This is a genomic window from Brevundimonas sp., from assembly GCF_035627055.1.
Lineage (GTDB): Bacteria > Pseudomonadota > Alphaproteobacteria > Caulobacterales > Caulobacteraceae > Brevundimonas.
The window spans coordinates 37,386-53,413 of sequence record NZ_DASPMM010000023.1; the positions used below are offsets into that span (position 1 = coordinate 37,386).

The 16,028-nt window shown below is 69.7% G+C and carries 18 protein-coding genes; 10 read left to right on the forward strand and 8 right to left on the reverse strand.

Going from position 1 to position 16,028, the window contains the following annotated elements; translation table 11 throughout:
* Position 1: 1 nt before the first annotated feature.
* The 4 genes from VEA98_RS12785 to VEA98_RS12800 are packed head-to-tail and all read right to left on the reverse strand — an operon-like array spanning position 2 to position 4,098.
* Complete coding sequence (locus tag VEA98_RS12785; RefSeq protein ID WP_324815045.1) at positions 2–1,165, reverse strand: cystathionine gamma-synthase; 1,164 nt, start codon at positions 1,163–1,165, stop codon at positions 2–4.
* Positions 1,162–1,908 (reverse strand): dienelactone hydrolase family protein, encoded by a 747-nt coding sequence (locus VEA98_RS12790; RefSeq protein ID WP_324815048.1) that lies wholly within the window; start codon positions 1,906–1,908, stop codon positions 1,162–1,164. Before VEA98_RS12790 ends, VEA98_RS12785 begins: the two co-directional genes overlap by 4 nt.
* Positions 1,895–2,671, reverse strand: coding sequence for a dienelactone hydrolase family protein (locus tag VEA98_RS12795; protein WP_324815050.1), 777 nt, complete (start codon positions 2,669–2,671; stop codon positions 1,895–1,897). The genes VEA98_RS12790 and VEA98_RS12795 overlap by 14 nt, the downstream gene beginning before the upstream one ends.
* Before the next feature lie 23 nt (positions 2,672–2,694).
* Complete coding sequence (locus VEA98_RS12800; RefSeq protein WP_324815052.1) at positions 2,695–4,098, reverse strand: cystathionine beta-synthase; 1,404 nt, start codon at positions 4,096–4,098, stop codon at positions 2,695–2,697.
* A gap of 113 nt (positions 4,099–4,211) precedes the next feature.
* Between VEA98_RS12800 and VEA98_RS12805 the strand changes: the two genes are divergently transcribed.
* From VEA98_RS12805 to VEA98_RS12835, 7 genes are all read left to right on the forward strand, one after another.
* The gene (locus VEA98_RS12805; RefSeq protein WP_324815054.1) at positions 4,212–4,475 is read left to right on the forward strand and encodes a type II toxin-antitoxin system prevent-host-death family antitoxin; all 264 of its coding nucleotides are present in this window, start codon (positions 4,212–4,214) and stop codon (positions 4,473–4,475) included.
* Positions 4,472–4,912 (forward strand): type II toxin-antitoxin system VapC family toxin, encoded by a 441-nt coding sequence (locus VEA98_RS12810; protein WP_324815057.1) that lies wholly within the window; start codon positions 4,472–4,474, stop codon positions 4,910–4,912. The genes VEA98_RS12805 and VEA98_RS12810 overlap by 4 nt, the downstream gene beginning before the upstream one ends.
* A gap of 8 nt (positions 4,913–4,920) precedes the next feature.
* Positions 4,921–7,260 (forward strand): ribonuclease R, encoded by a 2,340-nt coding sequence (gene rnr / locus VEA98_RS12815; RefSeq protein WP_324815060.1) that lies wholly within the window; start codon positions 4,921–4,923, stop codon positions 7,258–7,260.
* 88 nt (positions 7,261–7,348) lie between these two features.
* Positions 7,349–8,335: a DUF4424 domain-containing protein gene (locus VEA98_RS12820; RefSeq protein ID WP_324815062.1), complete on the forward strand. Its 987-nt coding sequence runs from the start codon at positions 7,349–7,351 to the stop codon at positions 8,333–8,335.
* On the forward strand, positions 8,319–9,056 hold the full coding sequence (locus tag VEA98_RS12825) for an NUDIX hydrolase (protein WP_324815065.1): 738 nt from the start codon (positions 8,319–8,321) through the stop codon (positions 9,054–9,056). The genes VEA98_RS12820 and VEA98_RS12825 overlap by 17 nt, the downstream gene beginning before the upstream one ends.
* A gap of 78 nt (positions 9,057–9,134) precedes the next feature.
* On the forward strand, positions 9,135–9,962 hold the full coding sequence (locus tag VEA98_RS12830) for a hypothetical protein (RefSeq protein ID WP_324815066.1): 828 nt from the start codon (positions 9,135–9,137) through the stop codon (positions 9,960–9,962).
* A 33-nt stretch (positions 9,963–9,995) separates the two neighbouring features.
* Complete coding sequence (locus VEA98_RS12835) at positions 9,996–10,406, forward strand: DUF5990 family protein (RefSeq protein ID WP_324815068.1); 411 nt, start codon at positions 9,996–9,998, stop codon at positions 10,404–10,406.
* On the opposite strand, the gene VEA98_RS12840 is transcribed toward VEA98_RS12835, so the two are convergent.
* Positions 10,403–10,978, reverse strand: a complete 576-nt coding sequence (locus VEA98_RS12840) for a hypothetical protein (RefSeq protein WP_324815071.1) — start codon at positions 10,976–10,978, stop codon at positions 10,403–10,405. The genes VEA98_RS12835 and VEA98_RS12840 overlap by 4 nt on opposite strands.
* Positions 10,979–11,104: 126 nt before the next feature.
* On the opposite strand from VEA98_RS12840, the gene rpmG reads away from it, so the two are divergent.
* Complete coding sequence (gene rpmG, locus VEA98_RS12845; RefSeq protein WP_003164451.1) at positions 11,105–11,272, forward strand: 50S ribosomal protein L33; 168 nt, start codon at positions 11,105–11,107, stop codon at positions 11,270–11,272.
* A gap of 38 nt (positions 11,273–11,310) precedes the next feature.
* Here the strand turns inward: rpmG and VEA98_RS12850 are convergent, their stop codons facing one another.
* From VEA98_RS12850 to VEA98_RS12860, 3 genes are all read right to left on the reverse strand, one after another.
* Positions 11,311–11,529 (reverse strand): hypothetical protein, encoded by a 219-nt coding sequence (locus VEA98_RS12850; protein WP_324815074.1) that lies wholly within the window; start codon positions 11,527–11,529, stop codon positions 11,311–11,313.
* A gap of 99 nt (positions 11,530–11,628) precedes the next feature.
* Positions 11,629–12,990 (reverse strand): PleD family two-component system response regulator, encoded by a 1,362-nt coding sequence (locus tag VEA98_RS12855; RefSeq protein ID WP_324815076.1) that lies wholly within the window; start codon positions 12,988–12,990, stop codon positions 11,629–11,631.
* Entirely contained in the window at positions 12,987–13,373 is a 387-nt protein-coding gene (locus tag VEA98_RS12860; RefSeq protein ID WP_324815250.1) for a response regulator, read from the reverse strand. Before VEA98_RS12860 ends, VEA98_RS12855 begins: the two co-directional genes overlap by 4 nt.
* Before the next feature lie 332 nt (positions 13,374–13,705).
* Here VEA98_RS12860 and VEA98_RS12865 point away from each other — a divergent pair, with 332 nt between their 5' ends.
* On the forward strand, positions 13,706–14,953 hold the full coding sequence (locus VEA98_RS12865) for a DNA polymerase IV (RefSeq protein ID WP_324815078.1): 1,248 nt from the start codon (positions 13,706–13,708) through the stop codon (positions 14,951–14,953).
* A gap of 565 nt (positions 14,954–15,518) precedes the next feature.
* A complete protein-coding gene (locus tag VEA98_RS12870; protein WP_324815080.1) occupies positions 15,519–15,977 on the forward strand; it encodes a RidA family protein in 459 nt (152 codons plus the stop codon).
* Positions 15,978–16,028 lie beyond the last annotated feature (51 nt).

Consider the following 16,028-nt stretch of genomic DNA (forward strand, 5'->3'; position numbering starts at 1 on the left):
CCTACCTCAGCGCCTGATCCAGGTCCGCGATCAGGTCCTCGACCTCCTCCACGCCCACCGACAGGCGGATCAGGCTGTCCGTCACGCCACCCGCCTCGCGCAAGTCTTTCGGCACACTCGCGTGCGTCATGATCGCCGGGTGATTGACCAGGCTCTCTACCCCGCCCAGCGACTCCGCCAGGGTGAAGATCTGCACCCGCTCCAGCACCTGTTTGGTGCGCGACAGGTCGCCGTCGATGATGGCCGTGACCATGCCCCCGAACCGGCCGTTCATCTGCTTGGCCGCCAGCTCGTGCTGCGGATGGCTGATCAGCCCGGGGTAGATCACCTTGGCGATCCCCTTGCGCTCCTCCAGCCAGCGCGCCACCGCCAGGGCGTTCTCGTTGTGGGCCTTCATGCGCAGGCCCAGCGTCTTCAGGCCCCGGTTGGCGAGGAAGGCGTCGAACGGCCCCATCACCCCGCCGATCGAGTTCTGGAGAAACTTGATCTCCTTCGCCAGTTCAGGATCGCCCGTCACCAGCGCCCCGCCGATGATGTCGGAGTGGCCGTTCAGGTATTTGGTGGCCGAGTGCATGACGATGTCCGCGCCCAGCTTCAGCGGCTGCTGGCTCCACGGCGTGGCGAAGGTGTTGTCGACCACCAGCTTCAGCCCGTGCGCCTTCGCAATCCTCGACAGCCCCGCGATGTCGGCCAGCTTCATCAGCGGATTGGTCGGCGTCTCGGCCCAGATCATCCGCGTCTGCGGCGTGATCGCCGCCTCGACCGCCTTGAGGTCGCTCAGGTCGACATAGGCGAAGTCCAGCCCCATCGAGCGCCGCCGCACCCGCTCGAACAGCCGCCAGCTGCCGCCGTACAGGTCGTCGCCGGTGACGATGTGCGAGCCGGCGTCCAGCAGCTCCAGCGCCGTCGCCGTCGCCGCCATGCCGCTGGCGAAGCCGAAGCCCTGCACCCCGCCCTCGAGATCGGCCAGGCAGGCCTCGAACGCCTCCCGCGTCGGGTTCTTGCCCCGGGCGTACTCATATCCCTTGTTCACGCCCGGGCTCTCCTGGGCGTAGGTCGAGGTGGCGTAGATCGGCGTCATCACCGCGCCCGTGGTCGGGTCGGGCCTCTGGCCGGCGTGGATGGCGCGGGTCGAGAAACCCTGGCTGTTCTTCAGCGAACTCATGCGGTGTCCTGGTCGATGCGGCCGATGTTGCCGCCGTAGAACGCCGACGACAGCTGGAAGATCTCCAGCCATTTCGGCGCGGTGAAGATGTGGTCGGAGTCCCGAAGGACTTCCACCCTGACGTTGATGTCGTGTTCGCGCAGGAAGTCGACCCAGGCGGCGGTGTTGCGCGGCAGCACGTGGGTGTCGCCCTCGGCTCGGATCATCAGCACCGGAATGCGCCGCCGGGGCGTCCGCGGCGTATAGACGTCCGTTCCGCCGGCCAGCCCGGTGGCGGCCGCCGCCCGGCTGTTGCCCAGCGCCCCGTCGACCGCCACGTAGGAGCCCAGCGAATAGCCGAACATCGCCGTCCGCCGCCGGTCGACGCCGCGCTCGATGAACCAGTCGATGGCGTGCTCGCCGACGTCGCGCCACGCCTCCATCATCCGCTCCGGCCGGATGCCGTCGTCGGGATAGGCGTCGGTGTAGAGCGGCGTCAGCACCTGATAGCCGTCGCCGGCGAAGCGCATGGCCAGTTGGTGCCAGGGTCCGCGATTGGTGATCCGCCCGCCCGAGCCGTGCATCATCACGATCGCCGCCCGCCGCCCCTCGCCGACCGGCCGGTAGTGGATGGCGCGGATGGCCTTGTCGTGGCTCTGGAAGGTCATGCCCTCGTAGGTCGGCTCCGGCGCCGGCTCCTGGGACCGGGCCCCTCCGGCCAGCCCGGCCGCCGCCGCCCCGGCCAGCAGGCTACGCCGGTCCATGTCCCGCCTCCGTCCGGCCCTCGAGGAAACCCCGCGTGCGGGCGAACACGTCGCACCAGGTCGGCAGGTCGTACTGGTGGCCGGTGAACGGCAATTCCGCCGTCTGCACCGCCGCGCCCGCCTCGCGCAGATCTTCAGCGAGCGCCAGCGTCGCCCGCACCGGAACGGCCTCGTCCCGCCGCGCATGCAGCAGCAGCACCGCCAGGCCGCGTCCGGCCAGGCTCTCCTCCACCGACCCCGCGCCCGCTGCCAGCACCGCCGAACGGATCCCGCTCCCCTCGGCCGTACTGGCGTCCAGCCCGACGCCGGCCCCCCGTGAATAGCCCCACAGCGCCACCTCGCCGGCCGGAACACCCCGGCCCGCCAACTGTCCCGCCGCATCCAGCGCCGCCTGCCGCCACGCCCGGGCGGTCGCCGCCGGCCGGCTCCGGTCCGGGGCCGCCGCGTCGAAATAGGCCGGCAGGATCACCCGATAGCCGCGCGAGGCCAGCTGGATGGCGTGGGCGTCGAACAGGATGGAGTTCATCTCGAACCCCGTGCCGCCGTGCAGCATCACCACGCCGCGGCCGTTCGCCTCGCCGCCGGGCGTGTAGAGATAGGCCCGGACCGGACGTCCGCGGCTTTCGAAACGGATCAGCTCCCGCGACGCCCGCACGGGCACGTCGTCGGCGCAGCCCGGGACGCCGACCCGGGGCGGATCCTGCGGCCCCGGCGCCCTGCCCGCGCCGCCCGTCAGTACGGCGGCGAGCCCGATCAGAGCCACGGCTGCGGATCGGGCCCGGCGTCTCACCGGTTCAGGCTCAGGTGGTTGATCAGGTCGCTGCGGGTGATCAGGCCGACGAATTTTTCCCCGTCCAGCACGATCGCCACCTTGTCGCGGTCGAACAGCGGGATCAGGGCGTCCAGCGGCTCGCCGACCTGCACGGTGTCGAGATCGCGCGTCATGGCGGACGACACCGGCTTGGCGAACCGCTCCTGGCGGGTGATCTCGTCGGTGTTCATCACATGGACCAGGTCGCTCTCGTCCAGGATGCCGACCAGCCGCCCGTCCTGGATGATCGGCAACTGGGACACGTCCGCGCCCTTCATCCGCTTGAAGGCGGTGTCCAGGGTGTCGTCGGGCCCCGCCACCACCACGTCGCCCTTCTCGTATTTGCGGGTGATCAGGTCGGACAGGTCGCCGTGCAGCTCGCGCTCGCCCAGGCCCTGATCGGCCAGCCAGGCGTCGTTGTAGACCTTGGACAGATATTTGGCGCCGGTGTCGCAGACGAAGGTCACCACCCGCTTCGGCTCCGTCTGTTCGCGGCACCAGCGCAGGGCGGCGGCGATCAGCGTGCCCGAGGACGAGCCCGCCAGCACGCCTTCCTTCAGCAGCAGTTCGCGCACCGTGGCGATCGCCTCGGCGTCCGGGATGGAATAGGCGCAGTCGATCAGGTCCATGTCGGCCGTATCCGGCACGAAATTCTGCCCGATGCCCTCGACGGTATAGCTGCCCTCCGGCCCCGGCACGCCGTCGTTGACGAGGCCGGCCAGGGTCGAGCCGACCGGGTCCGCCAGGATGACCTTGGCGCCCGAGCCGACGCTCTTCAGGAAGCGCGCGATGCCGGTGATCGTCCCGCCCGAGCCGATGCCGGCGACGAAGGCGTCGACGTCATGGCCCATCTGCTCCCAGATTTCGGGGCCCGTCGTCTTGAAATGGGCTTCGGAATTGGCGTCGTTGGCGAACTGGTTGACGTAGAAGCCGCCCAGGATCTGCTGCGCCAGCCGCTCGGCCATGTCGGTGTAATATTCCGGATGCCCGTGCGGCACGTCCGAACGCGTCAGGCGAACATCCGCGCCCATCGCCCTGAGATGCTGGATTTTTTCCTTGGACATCTTGTCCGGGATGACCAGCAGCACCTTATAGCCCTTGGCCTGTCCGACCAGGGTCAGCGCCAGCCCGGTGTTCCCGGCCGTCGCTTCCACGATGGTGCCGCCGGGCTTCAGGAAGCCCTCCCGCTCCGCCGCCGCGATCATCGACAGCGCGATGCGGTCCTTGATCGACCCGCCCGGGTTCTGGCTCTCCAGTTTCAGGAACAGCCGGCACGGACCGGTATCGATCTTCGTCACCTCCACCATCGGCGTCTTGCCGATCAGGTCCAGCAGCGAACCGGTCGGACCGGTCAGGACGGGGGTGGCGGCAAGGGACATCAATTCACTCCGGCGGTTTCGGCCGGAAGCTAGGCCCCGCCCCCGCCCGGGACAACCCGCTGGCGCCGGACGGAAATAATGGCTATATTTATGGCCAGAACAGGAGGCGAACCATGGCCACCTACGGCGTCGCGGAAGCCAAGAACAAGTTCACCCATCTGCTCGACCGGGTCGAGAGGGGCGAAAGCATCACCATCACCCGGCATGGAAAGCCCGTTGCGGAACTGAGGGGAACCCTCCACCCGGCGCCGAAAATGACGCCGGAAGAGCGCCGCGCCGCCTACGACGCGTTCGTCAAGCGAAGGGATGCCCTGCCTCCGCTCGGCATCTCCGCGGCGGAGTTGATCCGGGCGATGCGTGATGGCGATCCGGAGTGATTCTCTATCTGGACGCCAGCGCGGTCGTAGCCGTTGTCGCGCGGGAACCCACGAGCTCCGCCGTTGATCACCTGGTCCGTAGCGGAGACTACCGGGTCGTGGTCAGCGACTTCGCTATTGCAGAGATTTCAGCGGCCATTGCGAGGATCGGAAGGGTCCGTCGCCTGCGAATTGAAGATATCGAGAATCGTTTCGCGGAACTGGATGGCTGGCTCTCGAGCTTCGTCGGATCGGTCGGGATAACGTCCGCGGATATCGCCGCGGCGAACGACCTCGTCCGCATCCATGACCTGAAACTGCGGGCCCCGGATGCGATTCATCTCGCGGCCGCGCAGCGACAGGGCGCGACGCTGGCGACCCTGGACAACAACATGGCCCGCGCGGCGGCCACGCTTGATGTCCCCTGCATAAACCCCGCCGACGTTTCGGCGTTGTGAAAGACTGAATGACAAAATCCCCCAAGAGGCCGCCCGCCGGCCTCCCCGACAAAGACACGCTGATCGCCTTCCTGCGTGAAGCCGGCTCGGCCGAAAAGACCGACATCGCCCGCCACTTCGGCCTCAAGGGCGGCGACCGCCGCGCCCTGCGCGAAATGATCCGCGAGCTGGAGGCCGAGGGCAAACTCGGCAAGCGCGGCCGCAAGGGCTTCTCCGAAGCCGGCGCCCTGCCCCCGGTCGGCGTCGCCGACGTGGTCGAGCGTGACGTCGACGGCGACTTCTACGTCCAGCTGGTCGAAGCGTCGGCCGACGCGCCGCGCGCCGTCCTCGTCCCGGACAACACCGGCAAGACCGGCGCGGCTCCGGGCCTCGGCGCCCGCGTCCTGGCCAAATTCTCGCACGGTGAGAACGGCTGGGAAGCCCGCCTGATCAAGGTGCTCGACACCGACACCAACCGCGTCCTCGGCGTCATCCGCAAATCCAACAAGGAGGTCCGGGTCGAGCCCGTCGACCGCCGCTCGAAGGATGTCCTGCTGGTCCCCCACGCCCAGGCCGAGGGCCTGCGCGACGGCGACCTCGTGCTCGCCGCCATCGAGAAGGGCGAGCAGCGCTACGGCCCCAAACGCGGCAAGATCCTCGAGACCATCGGCCGCGAGGACGACCCCCGCGCCGCCTCCCTGATCGCCATCGCCGCCCACAATGTCCCGATGGGCTTCTCCGACAAGGTGCTGCAGGAGGCCCAGGACCAGGAACTGCCGTCGCTCAAGGGCCGCGAGGACCTGCGCGATCTGCCCCTGATCACCATCGACCCCGCCGACGCCCGCGACCACGACGACGCCGTCTACGCCCAGCGCGACGAGGATCCGAAGAACGAGGGCGGCTGGATCGTCTGGGTCGCCATCGCCGACGTCGCCGCCTACGTCCGCCCCGGCACGACGCTGGACCGCGAGGCGCGCGAAAAGGGCAACTCGACCTACTTCCCCGACCGCGTCGAGCCGATGCTGCCCGAGGTCCTCTCCAACGGCCTGTGCAGCCTCAAGCACGGCGAAAACCGCGCCTGCCTCGCCGTCCGCATGGTCTTCGACAAGGCCGGCCGTAAGGTCGGGCACAAATTCGTCCGCGGCCTGATGCGATCCCACGCCAGCCTCAGCTACGAGCAGGCCCAGGCCGCTATCGACGGAGTCGAAGGCGGCGGCGGGACCGACGACGTCACCGGCCCGATCATGGAGGCCATCCTCTATCCGCTGTGGAACGCCTACCGCACCATGCTCAAGGGCCGCGAGAAGCGCAGCCCGCTGGCCATCGAGAGCCCCGAGCGCAAGGTGCTGATGGACCCCGGCGGCGGCATCGGCTCGATCCAGCCGCGCAAGTCGCTGGAGGCGCACCGCCTGATCGAGGAGATGATGATCCAGGCCAACGTCTGCGCCGCCGAGACGCTGGAGCAGAAGCGGGTCCCCCTGCTTTACCGCGTGCACGACGCGCCCAGCCAGGAGAAGCTGTTCAACCTCGGCGACTTCCTCCAGACCATCGGCAAGCCGTGGAACAAGGGCGAGCCTGCCACGACCAAGCGGTTCAACAAGCTGCTCGACGAGACCCGCGACAGCGAACACGCCGAGGTCGTCAACGAGGTCGTGCTGCGCACCCAGATGCAGGCCATCTACAGCCCCGAGAACGTGGGCCACTTCGGCCTCAACCTCGACCGCTACGCCCACTTCACCTCGCCGATCCGGCGCTACTCCGACCTGATCGTCCACCGCGGCCTGATCCGCGGCCTCGGACTCGGCAAGGACGGCCTGACCGACCGCGAGATCAGCGAACTCCCGGCCATCGCCGAACAGGTGACCATGACCGAGCGCCGCTCCATGGCCGCCGAGCGCGCCGCCATGGACCGCTACATGGCCGCCTTCCTCGCCGAGCGGGTCGGCGCCACCTTCACCGGCCGCATCACCGGCGTGACCCGCTTCGGCCTGTTCATCCGGCTGGACGAGACCGGCGCCGACGGCCTCGTGCCGGTGTCCTCGCTGGGCGGCGAGTATTTCCACCACGACGACCGCACCCACGCCCTCGTCGGCGAACGCACCGGCCAGCGCTGGACCCTGGGTCGCAGCGTCGAGGTCCGCCTGACAGAAGCCACCCCGGTCACCGGCGGCCTGGTCTTCGAAATGCTCTCCGACCCCGCGCCGCGCGATCCGAACGCCCCCGCGCCCCGCCTCGGTGCCCGCACCCGCGGCCGCGGCGGCGACGGCTTTCCCAAACGCGGCGCCGGCCGTCCCGGCGGTCCCAAGCCCCCCCGCGGCGGCAAACCCTCCGGCGGCCTCAAGGGCGTCCGCAAGGGCAAGCGGCGCTAGCCCCTCGCCCCGCGGCCTTCCCCTTGAGGGAGAAGGACGGTGTTTCAGCTCTGCGGTTTGGGATAGCCTCCTCGGGGAGGGGACATTCATGATCCGCAAGACAGCACTCGCCGCGCTCGCCGCCGCCTGCCTGGCGGCGCCCGCCGTCGCCAACGACAGCGTCGCCTCGATGGGCGCCGGAGGCCTCGTGCTCCAGCGCACCGACGGCATCGTCATGCGGTCCGAGGACCTGTTCATCTCGGCTGCCGAGATCCGGGTCCGCTACGCCTTCCTCAACCGCACCGCCGCCGACATCAGCACCATCGTCGCCTTCCCCCTGCCCGACATCGTCGGCGGCGGCGAAGGGGACGTCGCCCTGTCCGATCCGGCCGATCTGCGCTTCACGACCACGGTCGCGGGCGTTCCGGTCGCCACCGAGGTCGAGCAGAAGGCGATGAAGGACGGCGTCGACCACACCGCCCTGCTCCGCGGGTTGGGCGTGCCGCTGTCGCCGTACGCCGACACCGTCCGCCATGTCCTCTCCGCCCTGCCGCGAGACCGGATCGACCGACTGATCAGCCTCGGCCTGATCGAGGACAGGGGCTACGCCGACAGCCTTGAAACCTACGTCGACTTCGCGCCGCTGTGGACCCTGAAGACCACCCACTACTGGACCCAGGTCTTCCCGGCGGGGCGTGAGCTGGACGTCGACCACCGCTACGTCCCCGCCACCGGCGGCTCGGCCGGCAGCGCCTTCGGCGATCCCGAGCTGATGGAAAGCGAATGGTTCAACGAAACCGCCACCACCTACTGCGCCGACGACGCCTTCGCCGACGCCGCCCGGCGCAAGCGGGACCGCGGCGAGTACCTGACCGAGACCTGGATCGATTACGTCCTGACCACCGGCGCCAACTGGGCCGAGCCGATCGGCGACTTCCGGGTGGTCGTCGACAAGGGCGACCCCGCCAATCTCGTCAGCTTCTGCGGCGAGGGCGTGCGTCGCATCAGCCCCACCCGGTTCGAGATGCGCCGGCGCAATTTCACCCCCGACCACGATCTGGCGGTGCTAATCCTCACCGGTGCCCCACTCGACTGAGCCCTTCGACGCCGCCCAGGACCTGAAGGACGCGCCCCGCACCGGCGGCGGTCAGCGCCCCAGGGACGCCGCCACCCTCATTCTCACCCGCAGGCGCAACGGAGCCGCCGAAGTGCTGATGGGCCGCCGCGCGCGGGGCCACGTCTTCATGGCCTCCAAATGGGTCTTCCCCGGCGGCCGGGTCGAACGCGCAGACGCCGGCGCCGCTTCCGCCACCGAGCTCCCTCCCGCCGACCTCGCCCGCCTGGCTCGCGAGGTGACGCCCCGCCGCGCCCGCGCCCTCGCCCTCGCCGCCGTGCGCGAGACCTTCGAGGAGACGGGCCTGCTCCTCGCCGAACCGGCCCCGCCCGCCCCGGTCGCCGGCCCGTGGCGCGAGTTCCGCGCCGCCGGGGCCCTGCCCGACCTCGCGGCCCTGTCCTACATCGCCCGCGCCGTCACGCCGCCGGGCCGCACCCGTCGCTTCGACGCCCGCTTCTTCATGGCCGACGCCTCCGCCCTGCTGCACCCCGAGCCCACCGCCGGCTCCGGCGAGCTGGACGAGATCGCCTGGCTCCCGCTGGACGAGGCCCGCGCCGTCGACCTCCCCGCCATCACCCGCTTCGTCCTCGCCGAGGTCGCCGAGCGGCTGGCCTGTCCGGACCGACCCCTGCCCTTCGTGCGCATGGTCCGCGGCCGCCACGTCGTGGACTATCAGGGCGGGGCGGCCCCTGATCATCCCTGACGTTCCGCGGACTCAGGGTTGTGCAACCCCGCCCGCCTGCGCTCTAGTGGCGACGGGAGCGACTTGGGAGGGTCCGACATGCGAAATCTCATCATCCTTGCGGCGGCCCTGCTCGCCGGCTGCGCCACCCAAGCCGCCTCCCCGGCCGCGCCGTCCGGCCCCGCCGGTCCGCCCGACAAGGTCGAGGTCGTCTACCATCCGGGCGCCATGTTCTTCTCCGTCGAGGACGGCGGCGAGGGCCGCTTCAGGACCAGCGACCGGGAGGACTTCACCTTCCCCGTCGGCCACGAGGACTACGTCCGCATCCGCGCCCTGCTGGAGCCCTACCGCGCCGAGGGCCTGATCTGCGGCCGCGACGAATCCTGGGAGCACAACGGCTACCTCGTCTGGCGCGAGAACGGGGTCGAGACCCGCCGCCCGCATGAGTCCATCTGCTACGCCGAGGGCCACGACGAGGAGGAACGGTCGCTCAGCCGCGCCTACTACGCCGTCGAACAGATGGCCAAGGAGCGCTGGGTCCCGCCGCCCCCGCCGCCGGGCCTGGCCGACCCGGAGCGCATCACCCTGACCTGGCTCTACTGGGGCCGGGTCACGGAGACGTGGTCCATCCCCCGCGGCGGCGAGGGCCGCTGGTCGCAAGGCGACGGGCCGGCCCGGACCTTCGCCGTGTCCGAAGCCGACTTCGACCGCCTCCGCGACCTGTTCAGGCCCTATGAGGGCGTGCGTTTCGAGTGCGAGCGGACCATTCCCGACGGACCCTACGGCCGGCTGGTCTGGTCCCAGTCCGGGCACGACGACCAGCAGCTGAACTGGGACGCCGGCTGCGTCACCGGCGACGCCGACGACGTGTTCCAGCGGGTCTCGCGGGCCGAGACCCTGCTGAAGGCCTTGCGGGACGGCGCCTGACGTCGCACCGTCGGCCGCCACCGGGAGGCCGTCATGGCCGACACGCCGATCACCCTGCGCCTGACCATCGCCGACCCGGTCCCCGGCGTCCGCTACAGCCTGCAGAAGGACGATGCGCCCTTCGAGCCGGTCACCGCCAGCGACGGGCCGATCTCGTTCGAGGTCCCCATCCGCCTGGCCGCCGACAATCGCGTCCTCGGCCCGTTCGTGCGCCGCGAGGGACCGCAGCGGCGCTTCGTCTACATCCGAATCGGAGCCCCGGCCGGCGACTGCGCCAGCCCGTGGAGCCGCCGCGCCAAGATCGACATCCACGACATCCCGCCCGGCCTGCTGGATCAGGCGCGCGCCGGCCGGACGCTCGAAGTCGTCCTGCCCGGCCGCGGCAAGGACGGCTCTCCCGCCTGCGCCACGGTTCGCCCGGCCGCCGGTTGGCGCCTTCTCTAGTCGGTCGCCGGGCGGGTCAGGTCGAACTCGACCCGCATGAACCGCCCCTCCGGCCGGCGCAGCTCATAGGCGAACATCCGCTCCGGATGGACCTCGACGGCCCAGACGTTGGTGGTCGAGACAGTCGCCCCGCCAGCCACGAACTGGTCGATCGACTCCTTGTCGACCGGGAACTCCTGCCGCTCGGCCGTCCCCGGCCCGACCGCATCGCCGCCATACATGTGATAGCCGTGGATCACCCCCTGCGGATCGCGATGATCGTGCTTGAGCCGCAGGCCCGCCGTCGTTCGGGTGATGAGCCAGCGCCGCGACCGGTCCTCGCCCACCGCGAACGGAATGCCGACCTCGCCCGCCGAACAGTCGCGCACGTGCATCACCAGCCGGTTGTTCCGGAAATCCGCGTCGGCCGGATCGGCGCTCACCACCCTTCCCTCGAACCTCTGGCCGCACAGGGCGTTCAGCCGCGCCATGAAGGCGTCCTGCGGATGCGCCGGCTCCGGCGTGCTTGCGCAGGCCCCCACGAGCGGCGACAGGAACAGGGCGGCGACGGCGGCGAGGGTCAGGGTTTTCATGCCCCACCCTGACCCGCTCAGGCCCCGGGCTCAATGCGCCTTTCGCGCGGTTGACTTCCGGACGCGCCTGAGTATGTTCCGCGCCTCTCATTTCAGCGGCTTTCGCCGTCGCAAAGGTAATTCCCGATGGCCAAGCCGGCTTCCATCAAGATCCGCCTGAACTCGACCGCCGACACCGGCTTCTTCTACGTCACCAAGAAGAACGCCCGGACCATGACCGAGAAGATGGTCGTCAAGAAATACGACCCGGTCGTGCGCAAGCACGTCGAGTTCAAGGAAGGCAAGATCAAGTAAGGCCGTCTCCGCCTCGCCTCGCGAGGCCGCTCCGAACATCAGGCGCCCGGTCGCAAGGCCGGGCGTTTTTCGTTGCCGTTGGAGCCGTGCAGCTGCCGCTCCGCCTCCTCCAGCGCCTCGGCGAGGCTCGCCAGCAGAGCCCGTCCCGCGTGCAGCGTATAGGCCGCGCTGACCAGCGGACCGCTGATCACGACCTCCCCCTCGCACGCGATCACGCGCGGGGCTTCGTCAAAGGCGTCGAGCGGAGACTGGGTCATGGACCGGTCATGCGGCCCCGCCCCTGAACCGGGTGCCCTGCCCGCCTTCATCGGCCGTTCACAAGTCTTGAGGGGCCGCCCCGGAGCAGACCCGGCCGGTCAGGCCGCGCGCGAGATCACCTGGTTCCGGCCCCGGCTCTTGGCCTCGTAGACGCCTTCGTCGCCGCGCTTGAGCAGGGCTTCCGGCGTATCGCCGGCCACGCTTGCGGCGACGCCGATCGACACGGTCACGGTCAGGCCCTCGGCCCCGCCCATGATCGGGAAGGGCTGGCCCTCGATATCGCGGCGGATGCGGTCGGCGACGCGCGCTGCGGCTTCCAGCGACGCGCCCGGCATGACCACCACGAACTCCTCGCCGCCCAGCCGGCACGGCAGGTCGATGGCGCGGACATTGGTCGCCAGCCGCACCGCGAACTCGCGCAGCACCTCATCGCCGGCGTCGTGACCGAAGCCGTCGTTGACCGACTTGAAGTGGTCGATGTCCATGACCAGCACCGCCACCGGGTCGCCGCCCTGGGCCGCGCGGCCGACCATGGCCTGCAACTGTCCCGCCATGTAGCGGCGGTTGTGCAGCCCGGTCAGGGCGTCGGTGACCGCCATCTCGAGGCTGTAGTCCAGCTTCTCCTTGAGGAAGTCGGCGTAGCGCTTGCGCTTGATCTGGGTCCGCGCCCGCGCCATCAGCTCCTCGGAGTCGACCGGGCGCGGCAGGATGTCGTTGACCCCCAACTCCAGCGCCTTCAGCAGACGCGGCCGGTCGGCCGGATCGACCACCGCCAGGATGGGCGTCCGCCGCGAGGCCTCGCTGGAGCGCACCTGGGCCACGAAGCGCAGCCCGTCGAACTCGGCGCTGGAGACGTTGACGATCATCAGGTCGACCGGCCCGCGCGCCGCCAGCAGGCCCTGGGCGGGATCGCTCTCCACCACCGGCCGGTGCTCGGCCGTCAGGTGGGCCAGCATCTTCTCGCTCTGCAGCTGGTTGTCGTCGACGATCAGCACCCGGCCGCCGGACCCGCGCAGCCGCCCGGCCCCGTCGGAATCCACCCCCATGCGGCGCCCGCTTTCCTCGCGCTCGCGCAGCTCGTCCATCACCGCCTTCAGCCGCACCAGCGACTTGACCCGGGCGAACAGGATGACGTCGTCGATCGGCTTGGTGACGAAGTCGTCGGCCCCAACGCCCAGCCCCTTGATCTTGTCCTCCCGCCCGTCCAGCGCCGTGACCAGCACCACCGGAATGTGCCGCGTGACCGGATCGGCCTTCAGCCTCCGGCAGGTCTCGAACCCGTCCATGCCGGGCATCATCACGTCCAGCAGGATGATGTCGGGCCGCTCCGCCCCCGCGATCTCCAGCGCCGTCGCGCCGTCCATCGCCGTCAGCACCTCGTAGTATTCGAGGGTCAGCTTGGCTTCGAGCAGGCGGACGTTCGGCTCGACATCGTCGACGACCAGGATGCGCGCGGTCATGGGACGGCGGCCTCCACCACTCCCAGATGCTTGCGCACCACGTCGAGGAAATGCACCACCGAGATCGGCTTGGAGATATAGGCCTCGCAGCCGCCCTGCCGGATCCGTTCCTCGTCGCCCTTCATGGCGAAGGCCGTGACCGCGACGACCGGAATGTGGCTCAACTCCTCGTCGTCCTTCAGCCATTTGGTGACTTCCAGGCCGCTGATCTCGGGCAGCTGGATATCCATCAGGATCAGGTCGGGCCGGTGCTGCCGCGCCAGGGCGAGCGCCTGCAATCCCTCGCGGGTCTGCAGGGTGCGGTATCCCTGGGACTCGAGCAGATCATGAAACAGCTTCATGTTCAGCTCGTTATCCTCGACGATGAGGACCGTCTTCGACATCATCACCCGGCCTGAATCGCCCCTCTCGGGACGCGATGGATCGGAGGCTTGCACGCCTTCTTCGGGTGCACCCTGCCCCACGGTCTCTTAAGTTGGCGTGAAGCGCCGATGCCGGCGAAGCCGGCCTTCCTGTCGACGGACCGCAGGTTCACCACAACGAACACAACGGACTCACAACGGGCACAAAGAGACCGCGCCCCATCCCAGGTCCCGTCGTGTTCGTCGTGCTTCGTTGTGTTCGTTGTGATGAACCTCGTTCGGTCGCGCTACGCGGAAGGCGGTCGTCGAATCCGCTCCCCACGACGGCCCGCGTCGGGCACAATCCACCCCCGATGAAATCCATCTGCCGCGACTGCCTGCACACCGCCGACGCCCTCGTCGAGCGCTGCCCCGCCTGCGACTCGCGGCGGGTGGTCCGGCATGAGGAACTCGCCGCCCTCACCATCGCCCACCTCGACTGCGACGCCTTCTACGCCTCGGTCGAGAAGCGCGACCGGCCGGAGCTGCGCGATGTCCCGGTCATCGTCGGCGGCGGCAAGCGCGGCGTGGTCACCACCGCCTGCTACATCGCCCGCCTGTACGGCGTCGGCTCGGCCCAGCCGATGTTCAAGGCGCTCAAGGCCTGCCCCGACGCCGTCGTCATCAAGCCCGACTTCGCCAAATACAAGGCCGCTAGCGCCCAGATCTTCGGCGCGGTGCGCGAGCTCACCCCCCTGGTCCAGACCCTGTCGCTCGACGAGGCCTGGATCGACCTGGCCGGCACCGAACGCCTCAACGGCGGCGCGCCCGCGCTCCAGCTGGTCCGCCTGCAGAAGCGCATCGAGGACGAGACCGGTCTGACCGTCTCCATCGGCCTGGCGCCCAACCGCTTCCTCGCCAAGATCGCCTCCGAGCTCGACAAGCCGCGCGGCTTCTCGGTCATCGGCTCCGAGGCCCAGAGCCTGCTGGCGCCCAAGCCCGTCGGCGTCCTCCCCGGCGTCGGTCCCGTGTTCCGCAAGACGCTGCAGAGCGACGGCTACGCTGTCGTCGGCGACCTCGCCGCCGCCGATCCGCGCGACCTGATCAAACGCTACGGCGAGACCGGCCTTCGCCTGCACGACCTGGCCCATGGACGCGACGCCCGCCGGGTCAATCCCGAGGCCGACCGCAAGGGCATGAGCGCCGAAACCACCTTCAACGAGGACCTGACCAGCGCCGCCGATCTCGAGGCCGAGCTCTGGCCCCTGTGCGAGAAACTGGCCTCCAAGGCCCGACGCGACGGCGTCGCCAGCCGCGTCATCGTGCTCAAGCTGCGCCGCACCGACTTCAAGATCGTCACCCGCCGCGTCACCGTGCCCGAGCCGGTCCAGACCGCCCGCGCCCTGTTCGCCGCCGGCCGCGAGCTGATGGCCCCTGAGCTCGGCCGCCCCTATCGCTTGATCGGCATCGGCATGGGCGATGTCCACGACGCCGTCGACGCCCCCTCCGCCCTGTTCGACAGCGCCGAGACCCGCGCCCTCAAGACCGAGACGGCCATCGACCGCCTCCGCGCCAAATTCGGAGCCGGGGCCGTGGTGGCGGGACGGGCGCTCAAGGGGTGACCCTGCGACAGTCGGGAAGGAACGGAGGACGCCCATTTCCTCTTTCGTCATCCCGGGGCAAGCAGCGAAGCTGCGCCGACCCCGGGACGAGGCGGCGCGCGTCAGCGCGAAGCTGTCGGGAGCGCCATTGTCACAGAGCCTGGCTGAACAGGTCGCCTTCGGCGCCGCCCTGTCCCGGGGTCTCGCTGCGATCGCTCCCGGGATGACGGGAGCAAGAACACATGACGCTGTGCTGACAATCTGCGGAATTACGGTCGGGTTCGGCGGATATTCTTCGGCAATACCAATCGTTTGATCTTTTCTCGACGCGATTTGCCCGCCGCAGGAGCCGGGGGGCGCACAATGCGCCCTTCCGCGGCGGTCTTTGACAATCGAACACGTCCGAAGCGCAGGCGAGCTGCGCACGCTACGCACTCTACGGACGCTATGCACTCTACGCACTCTGTGCACTCTACGGACGCTACGGACGGTATTTCTCCGTCCGGATCAGCCGGGCGGCCCGGCCGCATCGACGCGGCCCATCCGGCGCGCTAAACCGCCCCCAATTCCCAATCAGGAGCTTCCCATGACCGTCGCCGCCCGCCTCGCCGAACTCGGCATCAACCTGCCGGAACCCGCCAAGGCCGTGGCCAACTACGTGCCCTACGTGCGCGCGGGGAACCTGCTCCACATCTCCGGCCAGCTGTCGAACGACGCGTCGGGCGGCGTGAAGGGCACGGTCGGCGCCGACGTCTCGCCCGAGCAGGCCCAGGCGGGCGCCCGGATGTGCGGCGTCAATCTCCTCGCCCAGATGTCCGCCGCCCTCGACGGCGACCTCGAGCGCGTCGTGCGGGTCGTCAAGCTGGGCGGCTTCGTCCAGGCCGCCGGCGACTTCGAGGCCATCCCCGCCGTCATCAACGGCTGCTCCGACCTGATGGTCGAGGTCTTCGGCGACAAGGGCCGCCACGCCCGCTCCGCCGTCGGCGTCTACAAACTCCCCCTCGGCTTCGCCGTCGAAGTCGACGCCATCGTGGAAGTCCGCTGACGGCCCATGCGCCCTCCCGCGAAGCGGGCCTCCTGCCTCAGCCCGACGCGG

Excerpts from the sequence above, each read along its gene's own strand:
- VEA98_RS12785 (WP_324815045.1), bottom strand. The coding sequence starts at position 1,165 with ATGAGTTCGCTGAAGAACAGCCAGGGTTTCTCGACCCGCGCCATCCAC.
- VEA98_RS12790 (WP_324815048.1), bottom strand. The coding sequence starts at position 1,908 with ATGGACCGGCGTAGCCTGCTGGCCGGGGCGGCGGCGGCCGGGCTGGCC.
- VEA98_RS12800 (WP_324815052.1), bottom strand. The coding sequence starts at position 4,098 with ATGTCCCTTGCCGCCACCCCCGTCCTGACCGGTCCGACCGGTTCGCTG.
- VEA98_RS12805 (WP_324815054.1), top strand. The coding sequence starts at position 4,212 with ATGGCCACCTACGGCGTCGCGGAAGCCAAGAACAAGTTCACCCATCTG.
- rnr (WP_324815060.1), top strand. The coding sequence starts at position 4,921 with ATGACAAAATCCCCCAAGAGGCCGCCCGCCGGCCTCCCCGACAAAGAC.
- VEA98_RS12820 (WP_324815062.1), top strand. The coding sequence starts at position 7,349 with ATGATCCGCAAGACAGCACTCGCCGCGCTCGCCGCCGCCTGCCTGGCG.
- VEA98_RS12830 (WP_324815066.1), top strand. The coding sequence starts at position 9,135 with ATGCGAAATCTCATCATCCTTGCGGCGGCCCTGCTCGCCGGCTGCGCC.
- VEA98_RS12835 (WP_324815068.1), top strand. The coding sequence starts at position 9,996 with ATGGCCGACACGCCGATCACCCTGCGCCTGACCATCGCCGACCCGGTC.
- VEA98_RS12840 (WP_324815071.1), bottom strand. The coding sequence starts at position 10,978 with ATGAAAACCCTGACCCTCGCCGCCGTCGCCGCCCTGTTCCTGTCGCCG.
- rpmG (WP_003164451.1), top strand. The coding sequence starts at position 11,105 with ATGGCCAAGCCGGCTTCCATCAAGATCCGCCTGAACTCGACCGCCGAC.
- VEA98_RS12850 (WP_324815074.1), bottom strand. The coding sequence starts at position 11,529 with ATGACCCAGTCTCCGCTCGACGCCTTTGACGAAGCCCCGCGCGTGATC.
- VEA98_RS12855 (WP_324815076.1), bottom strand. The coding sequence starts at position 12,990 with ATGACCGCGCGCATCCTGGTCGTCGACGATGTCGAGCCGAACGTCCGC.
- VEA98_RS12860 (WP_324815250.1), bottom strand. The coding sequence starts at position 13,373 with ATGTCGAAGACGGTCCTCATCGTCGAGGATAACGAGCTGAACATGAAG.
- VEA98_RS12865 (WP_324815078.1), top strand. The coding sequence starts at position 13,706 with ATGAAATCCATCTGCCGCGACTGCCTGCACACCGCCGACGCCCTCGTC.
- VEA98_RS12870 (WP_324815080.1), top strand. The coding sequence starts at position 15,519 with ATGACCGTCGCCGCCCGCCTCGCCGAACTCGGCATCAACCTGCCGGAA.